This is a genomic window from Bacillus cereus group sp. RP37 (genome assembly GCF_040459695.1).
Classification (GTDB): Bacteria; Bacillota; Bacilli; order Bacillales; family Bacillaceae_G; genus Bacillus_A.
Genome location: NZ_JARVHP010000001.1, coordinates 4,675,983 through 4,699,878, shown reverse-complemented (window position 1 = coordinate 4,699,878; position 23,896 = coordinate 4,675,983). Strand labels below are relative to the sequence as shown.

Sequence of the window (23,896 nt, the reverse complement as noted above, 5' to 3'; positions counted from 1 at the left end):
TGCATGAAGAAATGGTTACTTATACTCGTTGCATGTATTATGGTCATTACTGCTGGTTGTTCAATGGAACCACCAGAATGGGCAAAGGATTCTAGCGATAAAGGTCGAAATAAAACTATTAAAGTTGGATTCTCTGTTTCAACTTTAAACAATCCATTTTTTGTGACTTTGAAAAAAGGAGCAGAAAAGCAAGCGAAAGAAAGCGGCATTGAATTGATTGCTGTTGATGCACAAAATGATGCAGCAAAGCAAACGAACGATGTTGAGGATTTAATTCAAAAAGGTGTCGATGTAGTTGTTATTAATCCGACCGATTCAGATGCTGTTGCTTCAGCAGTAAGTGCGGCAAATGCAGCAAATGTTCCCGTTATTACAGTAGACCGCGTTGCGAATTCAGGTAAGGTTGTTTCTCACATTGCATCTAATAATATCGAAGGTGGTCAAATGGCTAGTGATTACATTCGTGAATTAGTTGGCGGGGGAGCAAATGTTGCTGAGTTAGAAGGAATCCCTGGATCTTCTGCTGCTCGTGAACGTGGGAAAGGATTCCATAACGTAGCTGATAAGTCTTTAAAAGTAGTTGCCAAACAAGCGGCTGATTTTGACAGAGCTAAAGGATTATCTGTTATGGAAAACATTTTACAAGCAAATGGTGATATTAAAGCCGTGTTTGCGCATAACGACGAGATGGCATTAGGTGCACTTGAAGCATTGAAGTCTGCTGGAAAAACGGATGTAGTCGTTGTTGGGTTTGATGCAACAGAAGATGCTGTAAAAGCGGTTAAAGATGGGCGTATGGCTGCAACAGTTGCTCAAAAACCGGAATTAATCGGGGAGAAGGCGATGCAAACAGCAAAAGAAATCACGCAAGGTAAAAAAGTGGACAAATCTATTCCGATTGAATTAGAGCTTATTAAGAAAAACAAATAAATATAAATTGAAAATTAGGAAGGAAGAATAACAAATGAAATTCTTTATTGATACAGCAAACATTAATGAAATTAAAGAGGCAAATGCATTAGGCGTAGTAGCTGGAGTAACGACAAACCCATCACTTGTAGCAAAAGAAGGCGTAGATTTCCATGAGCGTATTCGTGAAATTTGCAGCTTTATAGAAGGACCTGTAAGCGCAGAAGTAATTAGCTTAGAAGCTGATAAAATGATTGAAGAAGGAAAAGAATTAGCGAAGATTGCTCCAAACGTTGTTGTAAAAGTACCAATGACAACGGAAGGTTTAAAAGCAGTAAAAGCATTCTCTGATTTAGGAATTCGTACAAACGTTACATTAGTATTCTCAGCAGTTCAAGCATTACTTGCAGCTCGTGCTGGTGCAACATACGTTTCACCATTCTTAGGTCGCTTAGACGATATCGGTCATAACGGTATGGACCTAATCCGCCAAATCGCAGAAATCTTTGCAATTCACGGTATTGAAACAGAAATCATTGCAGCATCTGTACGTCACAGTGTTCACGTAACAGAAGCAGCATTAAACGGTTCACATATTGCAACAATTCCAGCAAACGTAATTGCTTCATTAGTGAAGCACCCATTAACAGATCAAGGAATTGAGAAGTTCTTAGCTGATTGGGAAAAAACACAAGAGAAATAATAGAAAATCGAGAATCCTAGTTTAATTGACTAGGGTTCTTTTTCTATTTAAAAGAATTTTCATGCAATTTTGCATATTGTCTTTTAAATTTGTTATATAAGCTATTTAATATATATCAAATCACTTTTTATTTTTCATATTTCGACATAAAAAGGTAGAAGTTCTGACCAGAAAACTGGAGGGGCATGATTCTATAACAGAAAGCTTAACGTTTATAGAATTATGCCTTTTTATATAGGGAGGGCAGAAAATAGGGATTTCGATTTAAATGCACTTATTTATCTGAATTTTAAGTTTTATAAAAGGAGAGAAATAGAATGAGAAGAAAAGCGCCATTTAAAGTGTTATCGTCATTAGCAATTGCGGCAATTATTGGATGTACATCTGTAATGAGTGCTCCATTAGCATACGCAGAAACGCCAGCAAAAGAGAAAGACAATGCATCTACAACACCAATTGATTACAATTTAATTCAAGAAGACCGTTTAGCGGAAGCGTTGAAAGAAAGAGGAACAATTAATCCAGCATCTTCTAAAGAAGAAACGAAAAAAGCTGTAGAAAAGTATATTGAAAAGAAACAAGGCGATCAGGCAAATAAAGAAATTCTTCCAGCGGATACTGCTAAAGAGGCATCTGATTTCGTGAAAAAAGTAAAAGAGAAAAAGATGGAAGAAAAGGAAAAGGTAAAAAAACCTGAAAAAAATGTTAGCCCTGAGCAAAAGCCAGAACCAAATAAAAAGCAAGTGAATGGACAAGTCCCAACTTCTAAAGCGAAGCAAGCGCCATATAAGGGATCTGTTCGAAATGATAAAGTATTAGTATTACTCGTTGAATTTAGTGATTATAAACATAATAATATTGATCAAACGCCAGGGTATATGTATTCGAATGACTTTAGTAGAGAGCATTATCAAAAGATGTTATTTGGTAATGAACCATACACGTTATTTGATGGTTCGAAAGTAAAAACGTTTAAACAATATTACGAAGAGCAGTCTGGCGGTAGTTATACGACTGATGGATATGTAACGGAATGGCTAACTGTCCCAGGGAAAGCGTCTGACTACGGTGCTGATGGTAGTAGTGGTCACGATAATAAAGGACCAAAAGGCGCACGTGATTTAGTGAAAGAAGCTTTACATGCAGCTGCTGAGAAAGGGCTAGATTTATCTCAATTTGATCAATTTGATAGATATGATACAAATGGGGATGGAAATCAAAATGAATCTGACGGTGTAATTGATCATTTAATGGTAATCCATGCTGGTGTTGGTCAAGAAGCTGGTGGCGGTAAATTAGGTGATGATGCAATTTGGTCACATCGTTCAAAACTAGCGATAGATCCAGTAGCGATTGAAGGTACAAAATCAAATGTAGATTACTTTGGTGGAAAAGTAGCAGCGCATGATTACACAATTGAACCAGAGGATGGAGCAGTAGGTGTATTTGCGCATGAATTTGGACATGACCTTGGCTTACCGGATGAATATGACACGAAATATACTGGAACTGGTTCACCAGTCGAAGCTTGGTCATTAATGAGCGGAGGTAGTTGGACAGGGAAAATTGCAGGAACAGAGCCAACTAGTTTCTCACCACAAAATAAAGATTTCTTACAAAAGAATATGGGTGGCAACTGGGCAAATATTTTAGAAGTAGATTACGATAAAATTAAGCGTGGTGTAGGAGTTCCTACATATATTGATCAAAGTGTTACGAAATCCAATCGTCCAGGCGTTGTACGTGTTAACTTACCAGGTAAAAGTGTTGAAACGATTAAACCAGAGTTTGGAAAGCATGCATATTATAGTACAAGAGGCGATGATATGCATACAACATTAGAAACACCGTTCTTGGATTTAACAAAAGGAACAAATGCAAAATTCGATTATAAAGCAAATTATGAGTTAGAAGCAGAGTGCGATTTTGTCGAAGTGCATGCAGTAACAGAAGATGGAACGAAAACATTAATTGATAGACTTGGAGAAAAAGTAGTCCAAGGAGATAAAGATACAACAGACGGAAAATGGATTGATAAATCATACGATTTAAGTCAATTTAAAGGGAAAAAAGTGAAACTGCAATTCGATTATATTACAGATCCAGCTGTAACATATAAAGGTTTCGCGATGGATAATGTAAATGTAACTGTTGATGGACAAGTAGTATTTTCTGATGATGCAGAAGGAACATCTAAAATGCAGTTAAATGGATTCGTTGTTTCTGATGGGACAGAGAAAAAAGCTCATTATTACTACTTAGAGTGGAGAAACTATGCGGGATCAGATAATGGATTAAAAGCAGGAAAAGGTCCAGTGTATAATACGGGTCTTGTCGTTTGGTATGCAGATGATAGCTTTAAAGATAACTGGGTTGGGGTGCATCCAGGTGAAGGCTTCCTTGGGGTTGTAGACTCTCATCCAGAAGCGTTTGTTGGTAATTTAAATGGGAAACCAGCGTACGGTAATACAGGTATGCAAATTGCGGACGCTGCATTTTCGTTTGATCAAACACCAGCATGGAGTGTAAATTCATTAACACGTGGACAGTTTAACTATTCTGGATTACAAGGTGTTACAACTTTTGATGATTCAAAAGTATATAGTAACAAACAAATTGCAGACGCGGGAAGAAAAGTTCCAAACCTTGGACTTAAATTCCAAGTTGTTGGACAGGCAGAGGATAAATCAGCAGGCGCTGTTTGGATTAGACGTTAATAAACGAAAGGCACATTCTTCATATGAAGAATGTGCCTTTTATTTTGTACATTAGGTTATTATTTTAGCTTATGTAATACAAGTGTCTGTTCATATGTAGTGTAGCAAATTATGTGGGGAAAAGAAATATTTCCGAGGAAATTGTCGAAGTATCGTTGGTATTTATACACTTTCATTGTAAAAGAAGCAATATAGTATTGCCTTTACAGTTTAATTTATTTACATTGTTACTTGGCTATACATAAAAGTAATATATTCGGCAATAAAAGAGCTCTATTCGATAGGGCTCTTTTTATGGATAGAAAGGAGTGAACTAAATGAACGAAATAATCGAATGTCCACAGTGTGAAGGGAATATTACTGCGCAACATATTATGGATCTCCCGCATCCTTTTTCATTCAAGTGTCCACACTGTAAAGCGAGGCTAAAAGAAATGAGGATCACACCGTGCTTAATATTAGCAGCAATTTGTATAATCCCACTGTTTATTATAATTGGAGAGAGTATTAAGGAATTACTAGTAAATTATTTTTCTATTATAGACGATGTACCAACTGTACTTATTTTCTTCTTATTTTGTTATCCATTGTATTATCTCTATGAAAAACATAATGCCATATTGTTTATTAAATACGGCTTATTGAAAGTTAAAAGTTGAATAGGAGTTTATCATTATGTTGTGGAAAGTTTATTTAGTCATTGTAGCGATATTAACTATTACTTCGTTAGTAAGGGGTATGTTTCAAACACCAATTCAAAAGTTTGATTTTGTAGTGACTATAATTACGTGGATTGGGCTATTTGGTTTTGTCTTTGATGTAGAGATATTAACCTCACTCGTTTGGAAATGCATTTTCGTGTTTAGCGTTATTTGGACTTTAAGTGCTGTTTTTGTTTTACGTTTATATGAAGAGAAGGATGACCCGCTACCTTTTATATTTAAATTAATTGGTATTATCCCAACTCTGCCATTATATTACGGGTTATATCAGTATGCATTTTAAAAAAGACAATGATGGAGTTATCCCATCATTGTCTTTTTTACTTTGCTTTTTATTTTACGTTTTATTTTGCTTCTTACATAAATCATTCCAGCAAATGTTAATAAGAATGCAGTTCCAATAACGAAGCTGACGCTAGGGGATGCCCCTATTGCTCCAACTGTAAAGGATCCAGCAACAACTCCTAATGAGAAGAAAGCATAAAACAATCCGAATGCTTTTCCGCGCTTATCATCTGTCGTATTTTCAACAAGTAATGCATTTATCGATGGGAAGAGGATAGCGAATCCAATGCCATAAATCATCATAACAATAAAGAGCATACCTTTTGTTGCGAATAATCCAAGTAAAGATAACGCGAATGCCATTACTGCAATCCCAATTAGCATGAGTTTTGAACGATTAAATCGATCGTAAATACGGTTTGTTGGCAGTAAGAAGAAGAGGATAGCGGTAATTCCGAATACACTTAACATCATGCCTGTTGTAGATGCTTTAAGTGCTAATGCCTCAACTTTCACTGGTAACATATAAGTGACAATCCCTTGTGAAAACATTAGTGTGAAAGCACCAATATATGCTTGTAATAACGGTTCTGATTTCAATAGTTCAATCATATCTTCTTTGTTCATCATTTGTGTTCTTGAAGTATCTTTTCTTGATACGTTATTTGGTAAGAAGAATAGAGATACGATTGTACCAAGGACCATTAAAATAGAAATGGTAATGAACACCCACTCTATACCAGCAGTTGCTTTCATAATCCCACTGAAAGCAGGTCCTACAATTGCCGCTGTTCCAACAGCAGCACCAGATAGAGCCATTGCCTTACCTTGTCTTGCTGAATTTGTTTGTTTTGATAAAAACGTAAAGGCAGCAGGAATTAAAAATCCGTCACTAAAGCCGTGCATAAAGCGCACAACTAATAGTTGTTCACCACTTTGAACAACGGTGTATAACAAGACTATGAAACTCGTAAGTCCCATGCTTATATAAAGTATTTTTTTTGCACCAAATTTATCGACGGCAGCGCCAGCAATAATATTACCGATCATATTAGCGAATGAGTACATACCGACAACTAGCCCAACAATAAGAGGAGATCCTCCAAGACTTTGAGCGAACGTACTCATAATAGGTAATTGTGAAAATGTATCTAGAAACGCTACGATAACAATAAAGTAAATAAAATATTTCAAGCGATATTCACCTCTCCTATGCTATTATGGCATAATGCTAATTTCAACCGCAATGAAATTGAATTAACAGATGTGGAAAAAAGTACAAAGTGACAAAATATTGAACGTTATTTGTTAAAATTTAGTGGAAATGAGATTGTTTTTTTGAAATATATGGATGAAAGTATTATAATAGATTTGTAAACTTCACCAGGTTAAGTATATACGTAGAGAGGGATGTATAAAATGAAAGCATTACTTTGGCATAATCAACGTGATGTACGAGTAGAAGAAGTACCAGAACCAACTGTAAGACCAGGAGCAGTTAAGATTAAAGTTAAATGGTGTGGTATCTGCGGGACAGACTTGCATGAATATTTAGCAGGACCTATTTTTATTCCAACAGAAGAGCACCCATTAACACATGTAAAAGCACCGGTTATTTTAGGTCATGAGTTTAGTGGTGAGGTAGTTGAAATCGGTGAAGGCGTTACATCTCATAAAGTGGGAGACCGCGTCGTTGTAGAACCAATTTATTCTTGTGGTAAATGCGAAGCTTGTAAACATGGACATTACAATGTTTGTGAACAACTTGTTTTCCACGGTCTTGGTGGAGAAGGCGGCGGTTTCTCTGAATATACAGTAGTACCAGAAGATATGGTTCACCATATTCCAGATGAAATGACGTATGAACAAGGTGCACTTGTAGAACCAGCAGCTGTAGCAGTTCATGCAGTACGTCAAAGTAAATTAAAAGAAGGGGAAGCTGTAGCAGTATTTGGTTGTGGTCCAATTGGACTTCTTGTCATTCAAGCGGCTAAAGCAGCAGGAGCAACTCCTGTTATTGCAGTTGAACTTTCTAAAGAACGTCAAGAGTTAGCGAAATTAGCAGGTGCGGATTACGTATTAAATCCAGCTACTCAAGATGTATTAGCAGAAATTCGTAACTTAACAAATGGTTTAGGTGTAAATGTGAGCTTCGAAGTAACAGGTGTTGAAGTAGTACTTCGTCAAGCAATTGAAAGTACAAGCTTTGAAGGACAAACTGTAATTGTTAGTGTGTGGGAAAAAGATGCGACAATTACGCCAAACAACCTTGTACTAAAAGAAAAAGAAGTTATCGGTATTCTTGGATACCGTCATATCTTCCCAGCTGTTATTAAATTAATTAGCTCTGGCCAAATTCAAGCAGAGAAATTAATTACGAAAAAAATCACAGTGGATCAAGTTGTTGAAGAAGGATTTGAAGCACTTGTAAAAGATAAAACACAAGTGAAAATCCTTGTTTCACCTAAATAATAGAGAATAGTAAAAAGTAGCTCTTTTCTAGAAATAGAAGAGGGCTACTTTTTTTCTATATAGAAAGGTGATAGACTTTCCTTTAAATAAAGGTATTTTGTTTGGAAGGGGAAGTCTAATGCTTTCATTTATGTTGACATTGAAACGGATGCTAAAAGCTTGTTTACGAGCGTGGAAAGATAAAGAATTTCAAGTATTATTCGTATTAACATTTTTAACATTAACATCCGGTACGATTTTTTATAGTACAGTTGAAGGATTACGTCCTCTTGATGCTTTATATTTTAGTGTGGTCACGTTGACGACTGTCGGTGATGGGAATTTTAGTCCGCAAACTGATTTTGGAAAGGTATTTACAATCTTATACATATTTATTGGGATTGGACTAGTGTTTGGGTTTATTCATAAGTTGGCAGTTAATGTACAGCTGCCAAGTATATTATCGAATAGAAAAAAAGAGTAAAGCATGTGGATGCTTTACTCTTTTTTACATTACATTAGACAAGCATTTGCAGTAGCTTAACAATACTTTATTACAATATAAGTGCATTCATTATATTCACTATGTATAAAGTTATAATGATATGAACATTTGCATATTTTAATTTAGTGATAGAAATTTCATGAAAGGTGGGATATTCTAGTCATAGGTTAACCGGACGGCATCATAGGATCCTAACAAAAAGTTTACAATAATTCAATTATAAAATGGAGGATTTCAGATGAAAAAGAAAGTACTTGCTTTAGCAGCAGCTATTACATTAGTAGCTCCGTTACAAAGTGTTGCATTTGCTCATGAAAATGATGGGGGAAGTAAAATAAAAATAGTTCACCGCTGGTCTGCTGAAGATAAACATAAAGAAGGCGTAAACTCTCATTTATGGATTGTAAACCGTGCGATTGATATTATGTCTCGCAATACAACACTTGTAAAACAAGATCGAGTTGCACAATTAAATGAATGGCGTACGGAATTAGAAAATGGTATTTATGCTGCTGACTATGAAAATCCTTATTATGATAATAGCACATTTGCTTCACACTTCTATGACCCTGATAATGGGAAAACGTATATTCCATATGCAAAGCAGGCGAAGGAAACTGGAGCTAAATATTTTAAATTAGCTGGTGAATCATACAAAAATAAAGATATGAAACAAGCATTCTTCTATTTAGGATTATCTCTTCATTATTTAGGAGATGTAAACCAACCGATGCATGCGGCAAACTTTACAAATCTTTCGTATCCACAAGGATTCCATTCTAAATATGAAAACTTTGTAGATACGATAAAAGATAATTATAAAGTAACAGATGGAAATGGATATTGGAACTGGAAAGGTACAAATCCAGAAGATTGGATTCATGGAGCGGCAGTAGTTGCGAAACAAGATTATGCTGGCATTGTAAATGATAATACGAAAGATTGGTTCGTAAGAGCAGCTGTGTCACAAGAATATGCAGATAAATGGCGCGCTGAAGTTACACCAATGACAGGTAAGCGTTTAATGGATGCACAACGTGTTACTGCCGGATACATTCAGCTTTGGTTTGATACGTACGGAGATCGTTAAGTATTTAAAAAAGGTCAAATCTCATAATAGAGTATTTGGCCTTTTTATCACTATACACATGGAGGTATGAAAAGTGAAAGGAAAATTGCTAAAAGGTGTACTTAGCTTTGGGATTGGTTTAGGAGTTTTATACGGAGGACCTTCAGCTCAAGCAGAAACGTCTACAAATCAAAATAATACTTTAAAAGTGATGACACATAACGTGTACATGCTATCAACAAACTTATATCCGAACTGGGGACAAAGTGAGCGTGCGGATTTAATCGGAGCAGCGGATTATATTAAGAATCAAGATGTTGTTATATTAAATGAGGTGTTTGATAATAGCGCTTCAGATCGTTTGTTAGGGAATTTGAAGAAAGAATATCCAAATCAAACAGCGGTATTAGGTCGTAGTAACGGAAATGAATGGGATAAAACGTTAGGTAGCTATTCATCTTCAACTCCTGAAGATGGGGGCGTTGCAATCGTAAGTAAATGGCCGATCGTTGAAAAGATTCAATATGTATTTGCAAACGGATGCGGGCCAGATAATTTATCAAATAAAGGATTTGTATACACGAAAATCAAAAAAAATGATCGTTTCATTCATGTGATTGGGACGCATTTGCAGGCTGAAGATAGTATGTGCGGAAAAACTTCACCTGCATCTGTACGTACAAACCAGTTAAAAGAAATTCAAGACTTTATTAAAAATAAGAATATACCAAGTGATGAGTACGTCCTATTTGGTGGTGATATGAACGTGAATAAAATAAATGCAGAGAACAATAGAGACTCAGAGTACGCATCCATGTTCAAAACATTGCACGCTTCTATTCCATCTTATACAGGACATACAGCGACTTGGGATGCGACGACAAATAGTATTGCGAAATATAATTTCCCTGATAGCCCTGCTGAGTATTTAGATTATATTATTGCAAGTAAAGACCATGCGAATCCATCGTTTATAGAGAATAAAGTATTACAACCGAAATCTCCGCAGTGGACTGTTACATCATGGCTCAAAAAATATACATATAATGATTACTCTGATCATTATCCAGTAGAGGCGACTATTTCTATGAAGTAGTCCTAAAAAAGTTTCTTCCTATTAAGAAGAAACTTTTTTATTTTGTAAGAGGAAATTTAAACTTTCTTTCCAATATGTATAAGACATATAGAAAAGAGGAGAGAAAAAATGTGGATCGAGGAATTTTTAAAGAGGTTCCATTACCGTGTGCATTTTTGGATGAAGTAGCTTTAGATAGAAATATTCAATCGATTATAGAATTAAGTGGAAATAAGAAGATTCGTATAGCGAGTAAATCGTTACGTTCTGTTCCGGTTATGCAAAAGATTTTAGCTGCAAATGATCGATTTCAAGGTATTATGTGTTTTTCACCTAGGGAGGCTTTGTTTTTAATTGAACAAGGATTCAATGATTTATTGCTCGGATATCCTGCTTATGATGAAAGAGCGTTACATGAAATAAGTTTGTTAACAAAGCAAGGGCTCATTATAACGTGTATGGTGGATTGTGAAGATCATATTGTTTATTTAGAAAAAATTGCTGAGAAGTCTAAAGGGTATTTTCGTGTTTGTTTGGATATTGATATGAGTAGTCGTTTTGTAAAGTTTCATTTTGGGGTCAAAAGATCACCGGTAAAAGATGTACAAGGTGCTTTGAAAATAGTAAAAAGGGTGAAAGAATCATCGTTTTTAATACTAGATGGTGTAATGGGATATGAAGCCCAAATTGCTGGGGTAGGAGATCGCATACCGAATCAACGAGTGAAAAGTAAAGTGATTTCATATTTAAAGAAGAAATCAGTGTTAGAAGTTAAAGAAAGAAGAGGCCATATCGTAAAAGAAATACAAAATCTAGGTATTGAACTAAGGTTTGTAAATGGGGGCGGCACAGGAAGTATAAAAACAACTGAGCAAGATCATTCAGTTTCAGAGATTACGATAGGCTCTGCTTTTTATGCACCGAAGCTGTTTGATTATTATAAAGCAGTGCAATTTCATCCAGCTGTCGGATTTGCTTTACCAGTTGTGCGTAAACCAGCCCCAACTATTTACACTTGTCTAGGTGGTGGATATATTGCCTCAGGCGCAACTGGGAAAGATAAAGAACCTGAGGTTTGGATGCCAAATGGTGCCAAACTATTAGCTTTAGAAGGTGCTGGCGAGGTACAAACACCGATTTTTTATAACGGCGAGGAACGAGTAGAGATAGGAGATTCTATCTTGTTTCGCCATAGTAAAGCTGGAGAATTATGTGAGCGGTTTCCTTTTTTATATCGTGTGAAAGAAGGAGAGATTGTTGGGGAGTATTCAACATATCGGGGGGATGGCCAATGCTTTCTATAAAGGGACAAAAATGGAGAAATTGGACAGGGAATGTAGAAGGAACGCCGCATTATACGATGTATCCAGAAAGTATACAAGATGTAGTAGAAGTTGTAGGACTTGCGCGAAAAAAGGGGAAGAAAATTCGTGTTGTCGGTTCAGGGCACTCGTTTACACCTCTTGTGCAAACGGAAGAAATTTTAGTTTCTTTAGATGAATTGAAGGGCATTGTGAATATTGATGCGGAGAAGATGACCGTTGAAGTGTGGGCAGGAACAAAGCTATATGACCTAGGGAAGTTACTTGAAGAAAAAGGTTATGCACAAGAAAATTTAGGGGATATTGATTCGCAATCTATTGCAGGAGCGATTAGTACGGGAACTCATGGGACGGGTGTTACCTTTGGGAGTTTATCAACACAAGTTATAGAGATTACCGCAGTTTTATCTACAGGTGAGAGTATAGTTTGTTCGGAAACTGTGAATGTGGAATATTGGAGAGCCTTTCAGTTGTCGCTTGGGATGCTTGGTATCATTGTAAAGATAAAATTGAAAGTTATCGGGGCGTATTCACTTGTGTATGAAAGTGAAAAACAGTCACTATCTACTGTAATGAACAAATTAGAAGAATATAAGAAGAATCGCCATTTTGAGTTTTTTGTTTTTCCTTATTCAGATGAAGTACAAGTGAAATTTACAAACGAAACAACGGGTAAAAAAAGTGATTTGAAATGGCATAAACTAAAGGTAGAGTTGCTTGAAAATAAGATGTTTTCTTTGTTATCTAAAGGGTGTAAATGGTTTCCTTCTATAAGTAAAGGAGTAAGTCGATTATCGGCTAAAGCTGTACCGAATACAAAAATAATCGGCCCGAGTTATGAAGTATTTGCTACATCGCGTGCGGTTCCATTTTATGAAATGGAGTATAGCGTTCCTTCAAAGTATATGCGGACCGTTGTAGAAGAAATTTCAAACCTTATTGAAAAGAAAAAGTATAAAGTGCACTTCCCAATTGAATGCCGTTATGTGAAAAGGGATGATATATGGCTCAGTCCAGCGTATGGAAGGGATTCAGCGTATATTGCTGTTCATATGTATAAAGGTATGAAGTATGCTGCTTATTTTGGTGAGGTGGAGAAAATTTTTCTAAAGTATGAGGGACGCCCGCATTGGGGGAAAATGCATACGTTAACGTACGAAAAATTACAAAATATATATCCAGAATTGCATTCGTTTCTAAAGGTGAGGAAGTTATTAGATGAAGCAGAAATGTTTTCAAACCCTTACACAGAAAATTTATTTACGATTATGAAAAAAAGCTGACAAAGTATTACTTGTCAGCTTTTTTTAGTATGATCGCATTTCTTGTTTGACTAATTCGCTCGTAAAATAGTAACTTATCACGACTAAATACATGTAATAAAACATGAATAGTAAATAGACCGTTAATTACGAGTTGGAATAATAATATAACTACTAATACTAAAGGCTCTTTAAGATTTAAGATAGAGCTACTAGAAAGAATATAATTGATTCCACCTAAAACGAAATAGAATATACCATAACGGATGAATAGTTCCTTCAACGTAATACGATCTGATTTTCCTTTCACGTAAATACGAAGCAATGCTTTACCAATTGTCTTTCCGTTCGTAAAGTATGGAATGATAATAAAGTAAATAAAGATTGAACACGTTATGAAAATGAGTTCGTATATGTTCGTGTAAGATTGAATATTAGAAACAAAGAAGGAATTTCCTTTGTTTTTAATGACAGGTACAACGATAGATAAGAAAATCCAATCAATTTGCATCGCGATAAAGCGACGAACGAATCCGACTGGTTTCGTTTCCAAATCAATATGACTATCTAATTCGTTTGCTTTCGGAAGGAAGTACGTAAATATTGGTGCAATGATAAAGCCAATTACGCCGCCTAATGTATTTAAAAACAGATCGTCTATATCAAATAAGCGGTAGGCACAATTATATATACCGTATAGTCCAGTCACTTGTGTTAGCTCGAAAAAGAGTGAAAGACAAAAAGAAATACAAATTGTTTGTAAGAAACTACGTCGGAAATAATAACGTAAGTAAATACCAAATGGAACGGTTAATAGAACGTTAAATGCTACTTGTAAAAACGCAGATTCTTTTAATAGGTAGAAATAAGTAGCTGGTTTCGTTAAAATTGCCGAGGTGTGATTACTAATTTCTTGTATGAAATAAAATGGTGATAGTTGCATGTGCTGCGTATTAGCCGGTTGTAGGCTACAAGTATCATATGTTTGTGGTAACGGCAAAATCACAAGAAAATAGGCATTTAATAAGTAAAGTAATAGTGAGTATAAAATAAATGAACGCCATTTATTTAAATAACCATACTTTCGGTAGTTAAATATTAAAAAAGGTATTAAGAGAAACATTGCTAAAATAGGAAATAAAATAAATGCAGTTTTTACTGGAAATAAATATGCAGTCAAAATGAAGCTCCTTTCAATGAAAATTCGTTTATCATTATAACGTTAAAAGAGCCTGAAAACAAAATTAAAATATTTCGAAATAGAAAAAATTACAAATCTCAATGGAATTAAGTTATACTAAATTTAATATAAGGATATTATGATTATTATAAGTTGAGAGAGGGTACAAGATATGCGATATGAGCTTTTTTCTGTAAGTGGGGATCATATTACAACTTTTGAAAGTGCGTGGCGTTTTCTAGAGGGAGAACAGATTTTTGTTCATGATGATCAAACAAAACGAAATTTTATTATTATCCGCCTAACGCATGATGTATTTCAACAAGATAAACATGTTATTCGTTTGTATTGTCAAGAAAAGAAAGTATACGCATAAAAGGGCCCCTCTTACTGTATAGAAAGGTAAGAGGGGCAAAGATATAAAAAAGCGAGTCATCCTAGTTTAATAGAATGACTCGCTTTTCGCTTTGTAAGTTTCACTTTATAAGAAAATAAGAGTAAGTACACCTACGATAATGCAATAGAAAGAGAAATATTTTAAATTTCCCTTTGCCATAATGTTCATAAACCATTTTAACGAAATATACGTCATAATAAATGTTGCGATAAATGCAACGACATATGGTACGAATAATGTGTCTAGATTTGGATCTTTTGCAATGTCTGTAATACTTAGTAATAAACCACCTAAGCTAACAGGGATATATAGTAAGAATGAGAAACGAAGGGCTGTTTCTTGCTTCATACCAAGTAACATCGCTGCTACGATTGTTGCACCTGATCGGCTAATTCCAGGGATTAGTGCGCAAGCTTGTGCTAATCCGACGATGATTGCATCTTTCATAGAAAGGTCGCCATCATTTTTACGCCCACGCAAGTTTCTAATAATCCAAAGGCCAACAGCAGTAATAAGGAGGGAAATCCCAACCATCTTCACACCTTTTAAGTACTGATCGATGTAATCTTTAAATAAAACACCAATAACACCTGCTGGAATGGTCGCAATAACAAGATAAATAATAAAGAAGAAATCTGATTTTGCGTCTTCTGCTCTTGTGAATATATAAGATAGACCATTCTTCGTTAGACGAATTAAATCATTTCTATAAATAAGTAATACAGCTAATAATGAAGCTGAATTAACAAGTAGTTCGAAGCTAAACCCTTCTATTTCTAGTCCTAGCAAATGTTGTGCTAAAACGAGGTGACCGCTTGAAGAAATTGGAATTGGTTCTGTTAGTCCTTGGAACAGACCAAGAATTAAATATTTTAAAATGAAGTGAAATTGTTCCATAACATCCTCCTTGTTTATTAGTCGAAAGAAACAACTTTTCCATTATAACAAAGATATGGATGAATATTGAGAAGAAATAAAAATTCGAAATATAATAAAAACCCCTTATGGCGTTATAAGGGGTTTTTATTATTAATGAGAAACCGCTGTTTCTTGAAGACCTTTAGTCAATTGAACATCGACTTTTTCAGCATCATGAATATGGTTCATAATAGTAGTATTTAATTTTTGGAACATTTGTTGTGTATTAGCGAATTCTCGTAATATATCATCATTACAAGATTTTTGGTTTTCGATAGCTTTAATAACATTGGTAGCACCATTTTGTAACGTTTGAATCATAATTAAAATATTTTCAATTCTAGCGTTTGTATCGGCACTCATTTCTACACCTTCATCGACTAAATGCAAATTATCTTTTGTGTTATCATATGCTTTTTCAATTTCTTCTTGAATTTTTTTCGTTAAGTTGCCAATGTTTTTTGTACTTTCTGCTGTGCTTTCTGCTAGTTTTCTTACTTCATTGGCAACGACAGCGAATCCTTTACCGTGTTCTCCAGCACGTGCTGCTTCAATACTTGCATTTAAAGCTAGTAAATTTGTTTGTGCTGCAATGTTTTGAATGACTTCTACAATTTGCTCGATTTCTTTTGAGCGTTCGCTTAAATGATTCATACTGTTAGACGTACGCTGAGATTGTTCACCTAATTTGTTAATTACAATAAGTAGACGGTGAACAGATTCTTTTCCTTCATTAGAACAGTCAATAATTTCTTCAATAGATTGAATTAAGCTTTGTTCTTTTTGTAACATTTCGTTATTCAATTCATTGGAATGTGTAGTACGCGTTGAAACATTTTCGAAACATGAGTTTAATTGTTGAACTAAATTTTGAAGTGTATGGTGTTGATTATTTACAAGTTGATGCTCTTGAATGACGCTTTGCACACGGTCGTGAATAGAAGAAATAATCTCTTGTTTTTCAATATCTTTTTGTTTTAATTCTGCTTCTAGTTCCTGTATACGATTTTCTAATTGATCAATTTTATGTTGGAGTGATTTCTTTTGAGTAAACATATATTTATTTCAACCGCCTTTAGAAGTTATATTTTCTCTATATTTGGATTTTAGCATCTTTTATAATTTTTAAATATAGGAATTGTTAAATATTTAAGAATCTATTACATTTTATGCATAATTCCCTTTTTTTCGTCATGAAAAATAAACTGTATTTAATGGTATTGTAAACAAACTGTAAAATAAATCATGTATAACTGTATAAGAAGGGAGTCGGATTATGAACTATTTTAAGCGAATCAGTAGTCTAGTATTAGCAGGAATTATCAGTCTTTCTAGTACAGTCGCTGTAAAAGCAGAGTCAAACGACGAGAAACTTAACAACATGCAACAGCAATTGCAGCAAAACGATGCAGATATGCAGAAGAAAGAGCAAGAGAAGCAAGCTGTTAGTAAAGAAATTCAAGGTATCGAAAACGAACTACATAATTTAAATAATACAATTGCAAAAAATAAAGAGGATCAAGCTGCTATTCAACGTAAAATTGATGAAACACATAAGCAGATTGAGCAAAAAAAGAATGAAATTGTCGTTTTAGAGGATAAAGTCCTTGCTCGTAAGGATATTATGAGAAAACGTATGGTTTCTGTTCAAAACAGTTCAAATACAAGTTTAGTAGTGGAAGTTGTAGTAGAGTCAAAAAACTTTGCAGATTTCTTACAACGTATGAACGCAGTTTCTACTATTCTAGAAGCTGATAAAGAAATTTTACGTCTACAAGAACAAGATCTTCGTCAAATTGAAGAGGATAAGAAAACAATTGATGAAAAAGAAGCATCTTTAGTAGTAGACAAACAAAAATTAGCAAAAGCACAAGCTGAGTTGCAAGATAACTTGAAAAAGCGTCAAGATAACTTACAAACAGTTCAAGCTAAATATAATCAGATTGCAAGCCAACTTAATTTAGCAGCAGAAGAAAAAGCTAAAATTGAGTCAAATATGAAGGCAGTACAAGAAACGATTGCTCGTGAGCAAGAAGCAGCAAGAATTGCAGCAGAAGAGCGTGCGAAAGCAGAAGCGGCTGCAAAGGCTGAGCGAGAAGCTTTAGTGAAAGCACAAGCAGAAATTGCTGAAAAACAAAAGCAAGAGAAAGCTAATAAACCAGCTGAACCTGCTGCTAATAATAATTCGAAGGTAGAACCTGCACAACCTTCGAAGCCAACTGCTGGTGGAAGAGAAATCTATGTACATGCAACAGCTTATACAGCAGATCCAGCTGAAAATGGCTATGCGTCAGGACAACAAGTTTATTCTGCATGGGGAGGCTATAATCTAACTGCAAACCCAGGAATGAAATTAATTGCTGTAGATCCAAGTGTTATCCCATTAGGTTCTACTGTATATGTTGAAGGTTATGGACAAGCAATTGCAGCCGACACTGGTGGCGCAATTAAAGGTCACAAAATCGATGTTTTAATGCCTGATAAAGCTTCATCTAGTAATTGGGGCAGAAAAAATGTTAAAGTTACAATTTTAAACTAAAACGTAATCCAACTTTACAATATGTAAAGTTGGATTTTTTTGTAAAAATAATGTTAAGTTGAGTTTACATTTTGTTAAGGATAACATACAATAAAATTGAGAGGTGGTAAAATTGACCATTTTAAATAGAGTGAAAGAATTAAGGGCTCGCTTCAATTTTTCGCAAAGTGTATTAGCAGAAAAGGTTGGAGTGACGAGACAAACAATTGCAGCAATTGAAAAAGGGGATTACGTTCCTTCGTTGTTATTAGCACTTACGATTTGTGATGTGTTTCAGTTAAAGATGGAAGATGTGTTTGTTTTAAATAAGGAGGGGGAAGAGGATGAATAGAATTATTGCTTCATATATCATAAATTTATTTTACAGTGTATTGGCATGCTGGGCATTTGTAGAGTTTTATGATTTTTATATACAGTTTGCTGATATTATTGAAAATGAGAATTTGTCATCTAAAATAACAATGAGTTTGACACCTGTTGTATTACTATTTATTGTAGCTATCATATTAGCGTTTTTTAAAAGATTGCATAAGAAGAAATATAAAAAATCATCATTGCGATTGTATCCTTTATTATTTCCCCAAGAGGATGAACGTGAGAAGGATATTACAGATAGAGCATGTCGAACAACATTTGTATCATTGTGGTTTGTATTACCTTGTGCACTAGGATTATTAATATTTACACCTGTAGCAAATTTGTATATTCCAGCGTATCCTTTATATGTTGTATATTTGATTTATTTGACTCAAGTGACAGTATTCCACGTATCACTATACAGAAATAAATTAGCTTAAAAAGAAACCTTCTTGCCCCGGCAAGAAGGTTTCTTTTCAGCTAATACTTGTACATATAGCAATATTATCTTATCATTTTATATAGAGTAAGATTTTGTAGGGGAAAGGAATTGTATATGAATAAGCAAAGAATTTATAGTATAGTAGCAATTCTGCTATTTGTTGTAGGTGGCGTGTTAATCGGAAAGCCATTTTATGATGGATATCAGGCTGAAAAGAAACAGACTGAAAATGTACAGGCTGTTCAAAAGATGGATTATGAAAAACATGAGACGGAATTTGTAGATGCTTCGAAAATTAATCAGCCAGACTTGGCAGAAGTAGCGAATGCATCATTAGATAAGAAACAAGTAATTGGTCGTATTTCGATCCCGAGTGTTTCATTAGAAATTCCTGTTTTAAAATCTTCTACTGAGAAAAACTTATTATCAGGTGCAGCAACAGTAAAAGAAAATCAAGTAATGGGAAAAGGGAACTATGCATTAGCAGGACATAACATGTCTAAAAAAGGTGTTTTATTTAGTGACATAGCGTCTCTAAAAAAAGGCGATAAAATTTATTTGTATGACAATGAAAATGAATATGAGTATGCGGTTACTGGTGTATCTGAAGTAACTCCTGATAAATGGGAAGTTGTAGAGGATCATGGGAAAGATGAGATAACGCTTATTACATGTGTATCAGTGAAAGATAATTCTAAACGTTATGTTGTTGCTGGTGATTTAGTAGGAACAAAGGCGAAGAAGTAAAAAAGAAGGTCAACTCTTTAAAGAGTTGACCTTCTTTTTTACTAATGTTGAGAAATAATAGAATATTTTAGTTGGTATTCAAGTATTTTTCTATTTATGTATAATGAAGTTATAATTCAAGATTTTAGGAGGAACAAGAGTGAGACAACAGGTGAAGAAACTTCTTTTAACAACGAGTATAGCGTTATTGGTAGCTCCAATTTCAGCTTATGCGCATCCAGGGCGTACAGATGCTAATGGCGGACATACGTGTCGTACAAATTGTGAGAAATGGGGATTACAGTACGGGGAATATCATTATCACAATAAACCAGCTTCTAGTAGTGGTGCAACGAGCCCAGCTCCTAGCCAGAATAATAATAGTACTGTAGAAGCTGAGAGACAAGCAGAAGCCCAGCGCAATACTGAGGCTGAAAAACAACGTGCTGCAGAAGCCCAGCGCAACGCTGAGGCTGAAAAACAACGTACTGTAGAAGCACAGCGTAAAGCTGAAGAAGAGAGACAACGTGTAGCCGAGGAACAGAGAAAAGCTGAAGAGGCACGTAAGCAAGAGGAAGCGCAGCGCCAAGCTGATATGGAAAAAGGTCAACTTGAAGGTCAAAAGAATGGAGAAACTGATTTTAAAGCAGGAAAAAATGATGCAGAAGTGCATGTAGCTGGAAAATCTGATGCATATAAACAAGCGTTTAAAGCGACTTATGCAGCCGCATGGTCTTTAGAAGAGCAGAAAAAAACGTATTTTGAAAAAGGAAAAGAACAAGGTTTAGCACAAGAGACGATGGACGATAGTCAAGTTGCTCCAGAGTTTAAGGTAAACTTTGCAGACGGGTTCAAAGTAGGGAATAAAGAAAGAACAGAAAAAATTGAAAAAGAGCAAGCTGAATTAGGGGAAAAGACCGGGAAAGAACTAGCTGAAAAGAATCCTGGAAATAGAGAGAAAGAAGTATACGTGAAGGCATATGAAACAGCCTATGAAAAAGGGTATAAATCTACAAAAAAGGCAGTAGAAAAGGTTGGCTATAAGTATGCGTTTGAAAACTATGATTTAAAGGTACCTGCTAAATATGAAAAGAATGAATCGTTAAAAAAATGGTTTGTTGAAGGATTCAAATCGAATAAAAAAGCGGCTGACATTCGAGAAGAAGGATATAAAAAAGGAGACAGTTGGCTTGCATTCTTCTATAAGAATTTTGTTCCAAGTGAATATAAAGAACATAAAGAGCTGTACGAACAAGCGATAGAAAAAGGTAAGAATGCATAAAAAAAGATGAGGGGAAATCCCTCATCTTTTTTTAATCCATCCACTTCACTAACTTTTTGGAAATTAGTAATAAAACACAACCTAAAACGATTGCTACAGCGCCAATAACTGTAAATACTTCAGCATATCCAAGTGAAGTTGTGAAGCTTGCAAGTTGTCCACCTAAAATGTTGGCGATACCTGAACTTGCTAACCATACGCCCATTAGTAAAGATGCTAGTTTTACTGGAGCGAGCGAACTAACCATTGATAGTCCAACAGGTGATAAGAATAGCTCACCTAACGTATGGAAAAGATACGTAAAGACGATAAATAGTAAGTTTGCTTTTTCTGTAATGTTATGTTCATCACTACCTGTTTTTAATGTAGCGATAACAAGAATGATATAACCGATACCGAGTAGGATCATACCAAGTCCCATTTTAGTTGGGATTTTTAAATCCCCGCGCTTACGAGTTGCAAGTTTTGCCCATAATGCTGAAATGACTGGGGCAAGTAAAATAATAAATAATGGATTGACCGATTGGAACCAAGATGTTGGAACTTCCCATCCGAACACAGAGCGGTCTACAAATTTGTTTGTATATAATGTTAATGAGCTACCAGCTTGTTCAAAGCCAGCCCAGAAGAAGACAACGAAGCATGTTAAAATGACGATAACTGCGGTACGTTGTTTTTCTTTTTTTGTTAACGGTGTATCTCCTACTGATGGTTGTCCAGCAGCTGTTTGCAAATCGCGAGTTGGTTTTTTACCAATATCACCAAGGAAGCGATTTGATAGTGTTGTAAATAAAATTTGTCCAATGATCATTCCGATTGAAGCGGCTAAGAAACCGTAACGGAATCCGTAATGTACAACGCCATCAACTGTTGTTTTGAATAAATTTTCTGATAAAAATCCGCAAACGAGTGGAGCTAAAAATGACCCGACGTTAATACCCATATAGAAAATGGTAAATGCACTATCACGTTTTGGATCATTCTCTTCGTATAATTCTCCAACCAGTGTAGAGATGTTCGGTTTGAAGAATCCATTACCAATAATAATAAGCGCTAATCCGAGGTATAGGCCTAATTGGTTTTGCAAGGCAAATAGTGTAAGGTTACCGATTGCCATTGTTATACCACCAATTGTGATTGCTTTTCGTCTACCTAGAAAACGGTCTGTTAAGTATCCACCAATCATTGGTGTGAAATAACAGGCTCCAGTATAAAATCCGTAAATAGAGAGTGCCCATGCGGGACTAAACCCAAGACCACCGCTTACTAAAGCTGTCGTTAAATATAATGTTAATAATCCTCGTAATCCATAGTAACTAAATCTTTCCCACATTTCTGTAAAGAAGAGTAAGTATAAACCTGGAGGATGTTTCTTTTTTCTTTGTTGTTCTCTTTCTAGTTGTATCGTTGATTCCATGTTATTTTCCTCCTGACACAAACAAAAACAAAGTTAATAATTTTGTACATTTAATATTTTACCTTATTAACTATTATAAGTCAATAAAGGTTGATTTTTCAGAAGAAATTGGAAAAGAGAGATAGCTATAGAATGGGTGTTTCTTTTGTGATAGACTATGGACTATGTTTTCTTTGTTAGGAAGCGGATTATTGCACTTTTTTTATATGTGAAATTGATTTCATAAAAGATGAAATTAAAGAAGGAGAAACAAATGAAATTGTTACAGAAAAAAGAAATTTTACTGATTAGCCTTATGTTATTCTCGATGTTCTTTGGAGCGGGGAATCTTATATTCCCACCTTTCCTTGGGTATGAAGCGGGAGAACATGTGTGGATTTCATTAGTAGGGTTTATTATATCAGCAACAGGTCTTCCTATATTGGGAGTTATTGCTATTGCGAAAGCAGGAAGTTTTCAAACGCTAGCGGGTCGGGTTCATTCTTCATTCGCCATTATTTTTCCGTGTATCGTGTATTTATTTATTGGACCAGGTCTTGGTATACCACGTGCAGGAAGTTTAGCTTTTGAAATGGGGCCAGGTCAGTTGTTCCCAGAAGCGGGAAGTGTAGTTGTATTATGTTACACGGTTATTTTCTTTAGTATTGTGTACTGGTTAAGCTTATCACCGTCTAAATTAATGGGGTTGTTCGGAAAGGTTTTAACACCGTTATTATTAGGGATGATTGCCCTTATTTTTATAAAGAGCATGTTTACATCAGTAGGTAGTGTAAAAGAGGCTACTGGAAGCTATGGACAAGCTCCTATGTTCCAAGGGTTTTTAGATGGGTATTTAACGATGGATGCATTAGCAGCTTTAATTTTTGGGATTGTTATTGCAAATGCTTTACGTGCAAAAGGTATTGAAGATGATAAAGGTTTAGCGAAATATATGAGTATTGCTGGAATTGGGGCAGGACTATTACTATCTATTATTTATGTCATACTTGGATATGTTGGTTCAATGAGTGGCTCATTAGGGACATTTGATAATGGGGCGAACGTGTTAGCACAAGTGATGACTACATTATTTGGACAAGGCGGAGTCGTTTTATTAGGTCTTATTTTTACGATCGCATGTTTATGTGTTTCAATCGGACTTGTTACATCTTGTAGCCAATTTTTCGCAAGTGCATTTCCGAAAGTAGCGTATAAAGTTTGGGCATTTATATTAAGTTTTGTTAGTATGATTTTAGCTAATTTAGGATTAACGCAAATTTTAAAAGTATCAGTACCGATTCTTGGATTTATTTATCCAGTTGCATTAACACTAATTATTTTAGGGTTATTCCATAAATATATTGGAAAGTATGCATACGTATATGCAGTAACTGTTGGGATTGTAGCGTTGTTTAGTGCAGTTGATATTTTCAATAAAAATGTAATCTTGAATCAGTGGACGCCAGTATTGAAATATATTCCGTTTTATACAGAAGGTGTTGGGTGGATTGTTCCAGCTATTATAGGTGCTTGTATTGGCGTTATCATTAGTGTAGTTTTAAATAAGAATAAATAAGTAAAAGGTGTTTTCCTATTTCGGAAAACACCTTTCTTTTTTTTGGAAAATAGTATTGAAAAT

General features: G+C 35.1%; 23 protein-coding genes. 18 read left to right on the top strand and 5 right to left on the bottom strand.

Going from position 1 to position 23,896, the window contains the following annotated elements; all coding sequences use genetic code 11:
* Positions 1–3: 3 nt before the first annotated feature.
* The 5 genes from rbsB (at position 4) to QCI44_RS24865 (ending at position 5,334) form a co-directional block, all read left to right on the top strand.
* Positions 4–930 (top strand): ribose ABC transporter substrate-binding protein RbsB, encoded by a 927-nt coding sequence (rbsB, locus tag QCI44_RS24885; RefSeq protein WP_016089289.1) that lies wholly within the window; start codon positions 4–6, stop codon positions 928–930.
* A gap of 34 nt (positions 931–964) precedes the next feature.
* Positions 965–1,612: a fructose-6-phosphate aldolase gene (gene fsa, locus QCI44_RS24880; protein WP_000667669.1), complete on the top strand. Its 648-nt coding sequence runs from the start codon at positions 965–967 to the stop codon at positions 1,610–1,612.
* A 317-nt stretch (positions 1,613–1,929) separates the two neighbouring features.
* On the top strand, positions 1,930–4,329 hold the full coding sequence (gene inhA2, locus QCI44_RS24875; RefSeq protein WP_353811491.1) for a M6 family metalloprotease immune inhibitor InhA2: 2,400 nt from the start codon (positions 1,930–1,932) through the stop codon (positions 4,327–4,329).
* A 317-nt stretch (positions 4,330–4,646) separates the two neighbouring features.
* The gene (locus QCI44_RS24870) at positions 4,647–4,988 is read left to right on the top strand and encodes a hypothetical protein (protein ID WP_016089287.1); all 342 of its coding nucleotides are present in this window, start codon (positions 4,647–4,649) and stop codon (positions 4,986–4,988) included.
* Between the two features lie 16 nt (positions 4,989–5,004).
* Complete coding sequence (locus tag QCI44_RS24865; protein WP_016089286.1) at positions 5,005–5,334, top strand: hypothetical protein; 330 nt, start codon at positions 5,005–5,007, stop codon at positions 5,332–5,334.
* A gap of 17 nt (positions 5,335–5,351) precedes the next feature.
* Here QCI44_RS24865 and QCI44_RS24860 read toward each other — a convergent pair whose 3' ends face one another.
* The gene (locus QCI44_RS24860; protein ID WP_098986085.1) at positions 5,352–6,530 is read right to left on the bottom strand and encodes an MFS transporter; all 1,179 of its coding nucleotides are present in this window, start codon (positions 6,528–6,530) and stop codon (positions 5,352–5,354) included.
* Positions 6,531–6,755: 225 nt separating this feature from the next.
* On the opposite strand from QCI44_RS24860, the gene bdhA reads away from it, so the two are divergent.
* The 6 genes from bdhA to QCI44_RS24830 all read left to right on the top strand — a co-directional run bounded on the left by bdhA (position 6,756) and on the right by QCI44_RS24830 (position 13,041).
* Positions 6,756–7,808 carry a (R,R)-butanediol dehydrogenase gene (gene bdhA, locus QCI44_RS24855; protein WP_000645834.1) on the top strand — a complete coding sequence of 351 codons (1,053 nt, stop codon included), beginning with the start codon at positions 6,756–6,758 and terminating at the stop codon, positions 7,806–7,808.
* A gap of 118 nt (positions 7,809–7,926) precedes the next feature.
* Positions 7,927–8,271, top strand: coding sequence for a potassium channel family protein (locus tag QCI44_RS24850; RefSeq protein WP_000948239.1), 345 nt, complete (start codon positions 7,927–7,929; stop codon positions 8,269–8,271).
* Positions 8,272–8,530: 259 nt separating this feature from the next.
* Positions 8,531–9,382: a phospholipase CerA gene (gene cerA, locus QCI44_RS24845; protein WP_016133628.1), complete on the top strand. Its 852-nt coding sequence runs from the start codon at positions 8,531–8,533 to the stop codon at positions 9,380–9,382.
* A gap of 73 nt (positions 9,383–9,455) precedes the next feature.
* Positions 9,456–10,457 (top strand): sphingomyelinase C, encoded by a 1,002-nt coding sequence (sph, locus tag QCI44_RS24840; protein WP_098986084.1) that lies wholly within the window; start codon positions 9,456–9,458, stop codon positions 10,455–10,457.
* A gap of 110 nt (positions 10,458–10,567) precedes the next feature.
* The gene (locus tag QCI44_RS24835; RefSeq protein WP_098986083.1) at positions 10,568–11,740 is read left to right on the top strand and encodes an amino acid deaminase/aldolase; all 1,173 of its coding nucleotides are present in this window, start codon (positions 10,568–10,570) and stop codon (positions 11,738–11,740) included.
* The gene (locus QCI44_RS24830; RefSeq protein WP_016133630.1) at positions 11,728–13,041 is read left to right on the top strand and encodes a D-arabinono-1,4-lactone oxidase; all 1,314 of its coding nucleotides are present in this window, start codon (positions 11,728–11,730) and stop codon (positions 13,039–13,041) included. Before QCI44_RS24835 ends, QCI44_RS24830 begins: the two co-directional genes overlap by 13 nt.
* 7 nt (positions 13,042–13,048) lie before the next feature.
* Here QCI44_RS24830 and QCI44_RS24825 read toward each other — a convergent pair whose 3' ends face one another.
* Complete coding sequence (locus QCI44_RS24825; protein ID WP_098986082.1) at positions 13,049–14,200, bottom strand: VanZ family protein; 1,152 nt, start codon at positions 14,198–14,200, stop codon at positions 13,049–13,051.
* 172 nt (positions 14,201–14,372) lie between these two features.
* Between QCI44_RS24825 and QCI44_RS24820 the strand changes: the two genes are divergently transcribed.
* The gene (locus QCI44_RS24820) at positions 14,373–14,576 is read left to right on the top strand and encodes a hypothetical protein (protein WP_016089280.1); all 204 of its coding nucleotides are present in this window, start codon (positions 14,373–14,375) and stop codon (positions 14,574–14,576) included.
* A gap of 105 nt (positions 14,577–14,681) precedes the next feature.
* On the opposite strand, the gene QCI44_RS24815 is transcribed toward QCI44_RS24820, so the two are convergent.
* Both QCI44_RS24815 and QCI44_RS24810 read right to left on the bottom strand, forming a co-directional pair.
* On the bottom strand, positions 14,682–15,494 hold the full coding sequence (locus QCI44_RS24815; protein WP_088083233.1) for an undecaprenyl-diphosphate phosphatase: 813 nt from the start codon (positions 15,492–15,494) through the stop codon (positions 14,682–14,684).
* Positions 15,495–15,626: 132 nt separating this feature from the next.
* The gene (locus QCI44_RS24810; RefSeq protein WP_437435395.1) at positions 15,627–16,307 is read right to left on the bottom strand and encodes a methyl-accepting chemotaxis protein; all 681 of its coding nucleotides are present in this window, start codon (positions 16,305–16,307) and stop codon (positions 15,627–15,629) included.
* 484 nt (positions 16,308–16,791) lie between these two features.
* Between QCI44_RS24810 and QCI44_RS24805 the strand changes: the two genes are divergently transcribed.
* The 5 genes from QCI44_RS24805 to QCI44_RS24785 all read left to right on the top strand — a co-directional run bounded on the left by QCI44_RS24805 (position 16,792) and on the right by QCI44_RS24785 (position 20,861).
* The gene (locus tag QCI44_RS24805; RefSeq protein ID WP_016133631.1) at positions 16,792–18,054 is read left to right on the top strand and encodes a 3D domain-containing protein; all 1,263 of its coding nucleotides are present in this window, start codon (positions 16,792–16,794) and stop codon (positions 18,052–18,054) included.
* A gap of 112 nt (positions 18,055–18,166) precedes the next feature.
* A complete protein-coding gene (locus tag QCI44_RS24800; RefSeq protein WP_000154011.1) occupies positions 18,167–18,385 on the top strand; it encodes a helix-turn-helix transcriptional regulator in 219 nt (72 codons plus the stop codon).
* Positions 18,378–18,851, top strand: coding sequence for a hypothetical protein (locus QCI44_RS24795; RefSeq protein ID WP_001079775.1), 474 nt, complete (start codon positions 18,378–18,380; stop codon positions 18,849–18,851). The genes QCI44_RS24800 and QCI44_RS24795 overlap by 8 nt, the downstream gene beginning before the upstream one ends.
* Before the next feature lie 116 nt (positions 18,852–18,967).
* On the top strand, positions 18,968–19,600 hold the full coding sequence (locus QCI44_RS24790) for a class A sortase (protein ID WP_002108795.1): 633 nt from the start codon (positions 18,968–18,970) through the stop codon (positions 19,598–19,600).
* 139 nt (positions 19,601–19,739) lie between these two features.
* Entirely contained in the window at positions 19,740–20,861 is a 1,122-nt protein-coding gene (locus tag QCI44_RS24785; RefSeq protein WP_098986081.1) for a YHYH domain-containing protein, read from the top strand.
* Between the two features lie 31 nt (positions 20,862–20,892).
* Here the strand turns inward: QCI44_RS24785 and QCI44_RS24780 are convergent, their stop codons facing one another.
* The gene (locus QCI44_RS24780) at positions 20,893–22,278 is read right to left on the bottom strand and encodes a peptide MFS transporter (protein WP_000446271.1); all 1,386 of its coding nucleotides are present in this window, start codon (positions 22,276–22,278) and stop codon (positions 20,893–20,895) included.
* Between the two features lie 253 nt (positions 22,279–22,531).
* Here QCI44_RS24780 and brnQ1 point away from each other — a divergent pair, with 253 nt between their 5' ends.
* The gene (gene brnQ1 / locus QCI44_RS24775; RefSeq protein WP_016089275.1) at positions 22,532–23,833 is read left to right on the top strand and encodes a branched-chain amino acid transport system II carrier protein BrnQ1; all 1,302 of its coding nucleotides are present in this window, start codon (positions 22,532–22,534) and stop codon (positions 23,831–23,833) included.
* Positions 23,834–23,896 lie beyond the last annotated feature (63 nt).

What these genes read in the sequence shown, in the direction of transcription:
- rbsB (WP_016089289.1), top strand. Translation starts at nt 4, where the DNA reads ATGAAGAAATGGTTACTTATACTCGTTGCATGTATTATGGTCATTACT.
- fsa (WP_000667669.1), top strand. Translation starts at nt 965, where the DNA reads ATGAAATTCTTTATTGATACAGCAAACATTAATGAAATTAAAGAGGCA.
- inhA2 (WP_353811491.1), top strand. Translation starts at nt 1,930, where the DNA reads ATGAGAAGAAAAGCGCCATTTAAAGTGTTATCGTCATTAGCAATTGCG.
- QCI44_RS24870 (WP_016089287.1), top strand. Translation starts at nt 4,647, where the DNA reads ATGAACGAAATAATCGAATGTCCACAGTGTGAAGGGAATATTACTGCG.
- QCI44_RS24865 (WP_016089286.1), top strand. Translation starts at nt 5,005, where the DNA reads ATGTTGTGGAAAGTTTATTTAGTCATTGTAGCGATATTAACTATTACT.
- bdhA (WP_000645834.1), top strand. Translation starts at nt 6,756, where the DNA reads ATGAAAGCATTACTTTGGCATAATCAACGTGATGTACGAGTAGAAGAA.
- QCI44_RS24850 (WP_000948239.1), top strand. Translation starts at nt 7,927, where the DNA reads ATGCTTTCATTTATGTTGACATTGAAACGGATGCTAAAAGCTTGTTTA.
- cerA (WP_016133628.1), top strand. Translation starts at nt 8,531, where the DNA reads ATGAAAAAGAAAGTACTTGCTTTAGCAGCAGCTATTACATTAGTAGCT.
- QCI44_RS24830 (WP_016133630.1), top strand. Translation starts at nt 11,728, where the DNA reads ATGCTTTCTATAAAGGGACAAAAATGGAGAAATTGGACAGGGAATGTA.
- QCI44_RS24820 (WP_016089280.1), top strand. Translation starts at nt 14,373, where the DNA reads ATGCGATATGAGCTTTTTTCTGTAAGTGGGGATCATATTACAACTTTT.
- QCI44_RS24815 (WP_088083233.1), bottom strand. Translation starts at nt 15,494, where the DNA reads ATGGAACAATTTCACTTCATTTTAAAATATTTAATTCTTGGTCTGTTC.
- QCI44_RS24810 (WP_437435395.1), bottom strand. Translation starts at nt 16,307, where the DNA reads ATGTTACAAAAAGAACAAAGCTTAATTCAATCTATTGAAGAAATTATT.
- QCI44_RS24805 (WP_016133631.1), top strand. Translation starts at nt 16,792, where the DNA reads ATGAACTATTTTAAGCGAATCAGTAGTCTAGTATTAGCAGGAATTATC.
- QCI44_RS24795 (WP_001079775.1), top strand. Translation starts at nt 18,378, where the DNA reads ATGAATAGAATTATTGCTTCATATATCATAAATTTATTTTACAGTGTA.
- QCI44_RS24790 (WP_002108795.1), top strand. Translation starts at nt 18,968, where the DNA reads ATGAATAAGCAAAGAATTTATAGTATAGTAGCAATTCTGCTATTTGTT.
- QCI44_RS24780 (WP_000446271.1), bottom strand. Translation starts at nt 22,278, where the DNA reads ATGGAATCAACGATACAACTAGAAAGAGAACAACAAAGAAAAAAGAAA.
- brnQ1 (WP_016089275.1), top strand. Translation starts at nt 22,532, where the DNA reads ATGAAATTGTTACAGAAAAAAGAAATTTTACTGATTAGCCTTATGTTA.